At 75.4% G+C, this 7,586-nt stretch carries 7 protein-coding genes; all 7 read right to left on the reverse strand.

The annotated features are described in order from the left end of the window. A partial coding sequence (locus G5C65_RS26905) for a DUF5107 domain-containing protein (protein WP_165301538.1) occupies window positions 1-1,380 on the reverse strand: 1,380 nt, incomplete at its 3' end. A gap of 178 nt (window positions 1,381-1,558) precedes the next feature. Beyond that, entirely contained in the window at window positions 1,559-2,470 is a 912-nt protein-coding gene (locus tag G5C65_RS26910; RefSeq protein WP_165301534.1) for an arginase family protein, read from the reverse strand. Between the two features lie 92 nt (window positions 2,471-2,562). Further along, window positions 2,563-2,805: a DUF1049 domain-containing protein gene (locus G5C65_RS26915; protein ID WP_165301535.1), complete on the reverse strand. Its 243-nt coding sequence runs from the start codon at window positions 2,803-2,805 to the stop codon at window positions 2,563-2,565. Window positions 2,806-2,961: 156 nt separating this feature from the next. After that, window positions 2,962-3,639 (reverse strand): 4'-phosphopantetheinyl transferase family protein, encoded by a 678-nt coding sequence (locus G5C65_RS26920; RefSeq protein ID WP_241266083.1) that lies wholly within the window; start codon window positions 3,637-3,639, stop codon window positions 2,962-2,964. A gap of 23 nt (window positions 3,640-3,662) precedes the next feature. Beyond that, window positions 3,663-4,199, reverse strand: a complete 537-nt coding sequence (locus tag G5C65_RS26925; RefSeq protein ID WP_165301536.1) for a mycothiol transferase — start codon at window positions 4,197-4,199, stop codon at window positions 3,663-3,665. Next, entirely contained in the window at window positions 4,196-6,208 is a 2,013-nt protein-coding gene (locus G5C65_RS26930) for a S9 family peptidase (protein ID WP_165301537.1), read from the reverse strand. The genes G5C65_RS26925 and G5C65_RS26930 overlap by 4 nt, the downstream gene beginning before the upstream one ends. A 6-nt stretch (window positions 6,209-6,214) precedes the next feature. Continuing rightward, window positions 6,215-7,537, reverse strand: coding sequence for a M20/M25/M40 family metallo-hydrolase (locus G5C65_RS26935; RefSeq protein ID WP_165301540.1), 1,323 nt, complete (start codon window positions 7,535-7,537; stop codon window positions 6,215-6,217). Window positions 7,538-7,586 lie beyond the last annotated feature (49 nt).

The following is a 7,586-nucleotide window of genomic DNA, read 5'->3' on the forward strand; positions in this document are numbered from 1 at the left end:
GTCCTGAAGCAGCCCCGTGCGCAGCAGCTCCGCCCAGGGCGTCTGCTCGGGCCCCATCGCCGAGGGCTCGAAGGGCGTACCGGGCAGCGTGTGGCCGCCGCGCGCGACCTCCAGCGCGCCCCAGCCCGAACCGCACGCCAGCAGCCCGCCCTTGGGGTCCTCGTCCGCGTGCGGGCGCCAGGCGGCGAACGCCGCGTCCACGTCGGCGCGCGGCAGGGCTTCCTCCAGCCGCTCCGCCGCGTGTGTACGGGCCGCCGCCCAGTCCGCGCCGTGCACCGTGTCCGGCTCGGCCGCCAGCGGCCCGTACCCCTCCAGCCAGGCGAACTCGCCGCCCGCCTCCAGCCGGACGTGCTCCAGCTGGGTGGTGGCGAGGCCCGCCTGGATCTCCGCGTACCCCGGGGTGCCGTCCTCGGTGAGCCAGCGCTGCCAGCGGCGTCCGCCGGGGCCCGAGCCCCAGACGAACAGCTTGCGCCCGCGCAGCAGATCGGTCGAGGTCTGCACGAGCCCGCGCCCGGTGGCGTCGAGCGAGGCTATCCACTTCCTCGCCCCGTCCGGCACCTCGTAGAAGTGGTCGCCGGGGAACTCGCTGCGCAGCGGATAGGTGCGGTCCGCACCGTCCCATGCGGGCACCGGGATCCGGCGCAGTCTGCGCTCGTACGCGAAGTACCAGCTGGCGTCGGCCGGGGCGAGCACCCGGGTGTGCTCGTCCTCCGGGACGGCGATGTTCGACCACCAGTAGACCGGGACCGCGCGGTCGTGCGGGTTGCGGACGCGGACGCCCGCGTACAGGAAGTCCGAGCCGTCCGGCAGCCACAGGTCCACCTGGAAGGGGGTGTCGCGCAGCCGCTCCCACTCCCACAGCCGCAGCATCGCGCCGTCGCCTCCCGGCGCGGGCACCTGGGCGGCGTGCAGCGGGGCGCAGGAGAGCGCGGTGTGCCCGGTGGCGCCGATGTTCCACTCGATGCCGCCGGAGAACCAGGCGCCGTTCAGCGCGAAGTCGGCGGGCTGGAAGACCGGGTTGACATAGAGGAGTTCACGCCGGGTGGGCTTGTGGTGGAGGGAGGCGATCCGCCCGCCGAGGCCGGGCAGCACGGTCGCCCGCAGCCGGTCGTTCTCCAGCACCAGGGTGTCCAGGGCGCCGGGGACGCGGGTCCGCCCGAAGCTGTCGCGCAGCCGCACGGGCAGCACGGAGCGCAGCGGCGCGTACCCCGTCCGGCGCGCCATCCCGGGCGGCAGCGCGGCGCGTTCGGCCTCGGTGAGGGCGCCCAGGACGTCGGGGCCGTGCGCCTCGTCCAGCGGCAGCAGGGCGGGCAGCGGGTTCTCCGGGCCGAGCGGTGCGACGGGCAGGGTGACGGTGCTGCGTCGTACGGTCGTGGCCACGGCCACCTCGCTTCCTCCGTGGGCGCCGCCGCCTTCCCGGGACCCCCGATGACCATGGAACACGCTCCGGCGCCCGCACGCCAGATCCCGCTCCCGGGCCGGGCCCGGGATCGCGGTGGAACCGGGGTCGCGGTGCGACCGGGATCGTGGTGCGACCGGGATCGTGGTGCGACCGGGCTCAGGCGGGGGCGAGCACGTCCGCGAGCAGGTCGGTGAGCAGCACGGCGCCGTGCGCCCCGGGGTCGAGGTCCGGGTCGTAGATGGTGAGCTGGAACCCCGCGCAGCGGGGCGAGGCCAGCAACGGGCCCAGCAGGTCGCGCACTTCGTCCCGCCGCAGCCCGCCCGGCTCCCTGCTGTCCACGGCGGGCAGCACGCCCGGGTCGAGCACGTCCGCGTCCATATGCACCCAGAAGCCGTCGAGTTCGGGGGACTCCAGCCGCTCGCGCGCGTCCCGCGCCACCTCCCCCGCGCCCCGCTCGCGCACCGTGGCGACGGCGGCGTGGGCGATACCGAGGGAGGTCAGCTCGTCGAAGGAGTTCTCCGGCTCGTTCTCCGGGTCGCGCAGCCCGAGCAGATACAGGTCCTCGTCGCGCACATACGGCCGCAGGCCCTCCAGGTCCGTCAGGTCGGCCTGGCCGCGCCCGGTGACCAGGGCCGCGCCCTCGCCTCCAGCGGCGCCCACCCGCTCGGAGTTGCCCGGGTGCCGGAAGTCGTCGTGGCCGTCGAAGTACGCCAGCCCGTAGCGGCCGGCGCGGCGCAGCGCGAGCGCGGAGCCGAGCACGATAGAGCAGTCGCCGCCGAGGACGACGGGGAAGTCGCCGGCGCGCACATGCCGCTCGACGCGGTCCGCGAGGCGGCCCGTGTAACCGGCGATCTGCTCGGCGTGGAAGACGCCGTCGCCGGGCTTCCAGCCGCCCTTGTCGTAGCGCGGCGCGACCACGACGCCGCCCTCCAGGGCCCCGATCCGGCGGGTCAGCCCCTGCTCGCGCAGGGCGCCGGGCAGCTTCGCGCAGCCGGGCACGGTGCCGGGGACGGCAGGGCTCAGCCCCAGGTTGGAGGGGGCTTCGATCAGCACGGGTCGACGCGTCATGCGCGCATTCTGCCAGCGCACGGCGTGATCGTCACGCGCTCGGCCGACGGGCGAGCGCTACGGCACTGCCGGCGCCAGCGGCACTACCGGCACTACCGGCGGCGGATCATGAACTGGCCGCAGAGCCAGCCGATGATGGCCATGCCGAGCAGCGCCATCCACAGGGGCATGGTCACCTCCGGGATCAGCAGCCGGATCTTGGTCTGCCGGGTGTTCTCGAAGATGAAGACGAGCGCGAGCACGGCCAGCACGGCGAGAGTGAGGCGCCCCGGGCTCATCAGCCGGCGGACGCCGCTCTTGCCGCCGGCGCGGGAGCTGGTGGTCTTCGGGCTCATGACTCCACGGTGCCCCGCCCGCGCCCGGCACGGGCAGGCCACCTGAGCCATTCGGGTGACCGCCCCTCGCACTCGCGCCCTGCGACGAGACCGAAAAGGGCGCCCCGACCCCGTCAAACCGGCCGACTCCGCCAGCTCCGCCGGCTCCGCCGGACGCTACCGCTCGCGTATCGCGAGGGCCGCCGCGTACCCCGGGGCCGCTTCGAGGTCCGCGAGGCGCCAGCCGGGGACCTCGGCGGGGCGGCCCTCCAGCGTGCCGACATAGGTGATCCCCACGTCCTCGCCCAGCCCGGCGCCGGTCCCCTTGAGGTACGCCTCCTTCCGGGTCCAGCAGCGCGCGAACGCGGCGGAGCGCGCCTCCCCCTCCGGCACGGCGGCCAGCTCCCGCTGCTCGCGGGGGTGCAGCGCCGAGGACGTCTGGGCGACGGCCCGGGAACTCGGATGCCTCTCGACGTCCACCCCGACCTGCACCGGGGCGAACGCGATCAGCACCAGGTCGCCCGCGTGCGAGAGCGAGAAGTGCACCGGGTCGCCCGCCACCGAGGGCCGGCCGTGCGGTGCGCCGCACACGGGGCAGTCGGCGCGGGTGAAGGGCACCGCGCCCGGGTCGGTGCCGAGGCGCTCGGCGAGCAGCCGGCGGAGGGCGAGGTGCGCGACGACATAGCGGTCGCGGTCGGCCTCCTGGACGAACCCGTCCGCTTTCTCCCGCTCCTCCGGCGAGAGCGGCTCCCGTGCGCCGGGCTCCCGGGTCCCGGCGGCCGCAGCGGAGACGCGGAACGTGTGGACCTCGGCCCCGCTCTCTTCGCACACGGTCTGTGGCTCTGTCATCGTCATGGCCCGCAACCTACCCGACGGCCCTACTCGCCCGTAGCGCCCGCGGCCAGCTCGACCACCACGTCCAACTGGCCCACATGGCGGGCGTACTCCTGGAGGAGGTGGAAGAGGATCCAGGCGAGGGTCGGCACCTGGGCCGCCACCTCGAAGCGGCCGCCGGTCCGGGCGCGGGCGTCCAGCGCTGCGCTGCTGGTGATCTCCCGGGAGCGCGCGGCCTGCTCCTGGAACGCGGCCACCACCTGCGCCGACGTCATCCCGTCGGGCACCTTCCAGGGGTCGGCGGCGGCGCCCGAGGGCCCGCGGTCGCCCCAGGGGTCGGGGACGGGCTCGGCCTCGAAGCCCCAGCACAGCCAGCGCCGTTCGACGTAGGTCAGGTGCCGCACCAGCTCCAGCGGGGTCCAGCCGGAGGGCAGCCTGCTCCGCCGCTGCTCCGGCTCCGGGAGCGCGTCCAGCTTCCGCAGCAGGGTGGCGCGGTAGTAGTCGAGGTAGCCCTCCAGCAGGGCGTGCGGGTCCGCGTGGGAGGGCTCGGGCTCGCCCTCGGGGAGCGGGGGCGTGCTCACTTGCTCAGCTCCAGGGTGGGAATGTCGGCACGGGTGATGCCGAACGTCTGCGCGTACAGCGACAGCTCGGCCTCCAGGGCCCGGATCATGGTCTCGGCGCGGCGGAAGCCGTGCCCCTCCCCCTCGAAGGCGATGTACGCGTGCCGCACGGCGCGCTCCTCCGCCTGCTCCAGGAAGCGCTCGCACTGGATGGGCGGGCAGATCACGTCGTCGAGCCCCTGGAGCAGCAGGAAGGGCACCGAGAGGTACTGGGTGCGGTGCACCGGGGAGCGCTCGCGGTACCGCGCGGGGTAGTCGGCGAGGGGGCCGATCAGCGACTCCAGATAGCGCGACTCGAAGTCGTGCGTCTCCCCCTCGGCCCAGCCCCGCAGGTCGAGGATGGGGTAGATGACGGTGCCGCAGGCGTAGAGCCCGGAGAAGGCGGGCGAGGTGAGGGAGGCGGCGCTGGTCCAGCCGCCCGCGCTGCCGCCCCGGATGGCGAGCCGCGCGCGATCGGCGGTGCCCTCCTCGGCGAGGGTGCGCGCGACAGCGGCGCAGTCCTCGACGTCGACCACGCCCCACTGCTCGCGCAGCCGCTCGCGGTACGCGCGGCCGTAGCCGGTCGAGCCGCCGTAGTTGACCTCGGCGACTCCGATGCCGCGCGAGGTGAAGTAGGCGATCTCCAGATCGAGGACGAGCGGGGCGCGGCTGGTGGGGCCGCCGTGCGCCCACACCACATACGGCGGGAGCTCGCCGTCCGGCGCGGTGCGCTCGGGGTGGTGCGGCGGGTAGATGTGCGCGTGGATCTCGCGGCCGTCCGGGCCGGTGAAGGCGCGGATGAGCGGCTCCGGGTAGTACGCCGGATCGACCTGGTCCTCGTGCGGGGAGGCCACGACGCGGCTGTGGCCCCTGCGGGTGTCGAGCTCCACGATCTCGTACGAGCTGCGGGGGCTGGCGGCGACGCCGGTCACCCGGGAGTCGCTGACGGCGAGGGTGGGGGCCCACTCGGTCCACGGCCCGGCGGCGTCGACCAGCTCGCCGGTCTCCGGGTCGAGGACGCCGAGGGTGAGGGCGCCCCGGCCGTGCAGGGTGGCGATCAGGCCGCCGGGCAGCGGCGCGAACCAGCGCTGCCCGACCTTCCAGATCCCTGCCGCGAACTCCTCCTCCCGCGCGCACAGCGGGCGCGCCGCCGCGGTGCCGCCGGCCGCTTCGGGGTCCAGGCGGTAGAGGTTCCACCAGCCGCTGAGGTCGGAGGCGAGGAGCAGCGCGCCGTCCTGTGCCCACTCGACCTGCGGCACGGACTCCTCCGGTCCGCCCGCGGCCACCGCGACGTCGGTGAGCTCGCCGCCATCGGTGATCCGGGCCGTCCGGACGAGCGTGCCGTCCCAGGGCATGGCGGGGTGGCTCCAGGCGATCCACGCGGCGCGGCGGCCGTCGGGCGAGATCCGGGGGCCGGTGAGAAAGCGGTCGGCGCCGTCGGTCAGCTCCCGCACCCGGGAACGGTCCCCGGCGGCCGAGCCGTCCAGCGGGACGGCGGCGAGCAGCCGCCGCACCTCGGTGGGCGCGGGCCCGGTGAACTCCTCCAGCACGCACCACACCTCGCCGCGCTCCGGCAGCACCACCGGGTCGCACCAGCGCAGCCCGGCGTCCGCAACCTCGGACAGCGGGGTGAGCGGGCGCGGTTCGGCGCCCGGCTCGTCGGGCGCGCAGGCGTAGAGCCGCTGGTCGGCGAAGTGGGTGAAGACCAGCAGCGGGCCGCCCTCGGCACGCGGCGCCCCGGCCCACGGCAGGCCGCCGTACTCGATGACGCGGTTGCGCACGTTCCAGGGCGGGGGCAGCACACTGACCGCGGCGCCCCGGCCCGCAGGCAGCCGCATCAGCGCCCGCCTGCCGCCCTCCTGGGGGCGCGGCTCGGTCCACCACAGCTCGCCGGCGACGGCGCCGAGGAACTCGGGCCGCCCGTCGTGCGCGGCCACCAGCCGGGCGTCGAGCGGGGAGGGCCAGGTGCCGTAGGGGGCCTGGGTGGTCATCTGGGGTCAGCCTCCTGATGCGAGCAGAGTGCGGTCGAGCACGTGGACGCCGAAGCGCAGGGCCTCCACAGGGACGCGCTCGTCCACGCCGTGAAAGAGCGCCTGGTAGTCGAAGCCCTCGGGGAGCCGGAGGGGGGTGAAGCCGTACCCCGTGATGCCGAGGCGGGAGAACTGCTTGGCGTCGGTGCCGCCCGACATGCAGTAGGGCACGACGTGCGCGCCCGGGTCGAAGTGCTCCAGGGCCTCGCGCATCGCGGCGAACAGCGGCGCGGTGACCGGCGCCTGGAGGGGGATCTCGCGGTGCTCGAACTCCCAGGCCACGTCCGGCCCCACCAGCTCGTCCAGGGTGCTGTGGAACTCCTCCTCCGCGCCGGGGAGCATCCGCCCGTCGACCCGCGCGGTGGCGCTGCCGGGGATGACGTTCACCTTGTACCCCGCGTCGAGCATGGTGGGGTTGGCGCTGTTGCGCACGGTCGGGGCGACCAGCGCGGCGGCGGGGCCGAGCGCGGCCAGCAGCGCGTCCACATCGGCGTCGGCGGCGGAATCCGGCAGGGGCTGCAGGCCGTGCAGCCCGGCGAGCCGGTCGAGCGCGGCGCGGACGGTGGGTGTGAGCCGGACGGGCCAGCGGTGCTCGCCGATGCGGCTGACGGCGGCGGCGAGCCTGCTGACGGCGTTCTCCCGGTTGACCTTGGAGCCGTGTCCCGCGCGGCCGCGCGCTGTGAGCTTCAGCCATGCGGTGCCGCGCTCGCCCGCCGCGACGGGATAGAGCCGCATGCCGCCGCCCGCGTGGAAGGTGAAGGCGCCGGACTCGCTGATGCCCTCCGTGCAGCCCTCGAACAGCTGCGGGTGGTGGTCGGCGAGGAAGCCGGAGCCGAACTCGGCGCTGTCCTCCTCGTCGGCCGTGAAGGCGAGCACGATGTCGCGCGGCGGGCGCACTCCCGCGCGGGCCCAGGCGCGGGCGACGGTGAGCATCATCGCGTCGGCGTTCTTCATGTCGATGGCGCCCCGGCCCCACACGACGCCGTCCCGGATCTCGCCGGAGAAGGGGGGCACCGTCCACTCGGCGGGGTCGGCGGGGACGACGTCCAGATGGCCGTGGAGCAGCAGCGCCGGGGCCGCGGGGTCGGCGCCGGGGATCCGGGCCACCACGTTCGTCCGGCCGGGCGCCTTCTCCAGCAGCGTGGGCTCGATCCCGGCGTCGGCGAGGCGCTCCGCGACATACTCGGCGGCCTTGCGCTCGGAGCCCTCGCCCCCGCCCCGGTTGGTGGTGTCGATACGGATCAGATCCGCGGTGGCCTCCACCACCTCGTCCAGCGCCTGTCCGTCGATATGCCCGCCGTCCGTACGTCCGGGGGAGCCGGGGGGCCCGGGGGGCCCG

This window comes from Streptomyces boncukensis, assembly GCF_011045075.1.
In the GTDB taxonomy this organism is placed as follows: Bacteria; Actinomycetota; Actinomycetes; order Streptomycetales; family Streptomycetaceae; genus Streptomyces; species Streptomyces boncukensis.

Excerpts from the sequence above, each read along its gene's own strand:
- G5C65_RS26910 (WP_165301534.1), bottom strand. The coding sequence starts at position 2,470 with ATGACGCGTCGACCCGTGCTGATCGAAGCCCCCTCCAACCTGGGGCTG.
- G5C65_RS26915 (WP_165301535.1), bottom strand. The coding sequence starts at position 2,805 with ATGAGCCCGAAGACCACCAGCTCCCGCGCCGGCGGCAAGAGCGGCGTC.
- G5C65_RS26920 (WP_241266083.1), bottom strand. The coding sequence starts at position 3,639 with ATGACGATGACAGAGCCACAGACCGTGTGCGAAGAGAGCGGGGCCGAG.
- G5C65_RS26930 (WP_165301537.1), bottom strand. The coding sequence starts at position 6,208 with ATGACCACCCAGGCCCCCTACGGCACCTGGCCCTCCCCGCTCGACGCC.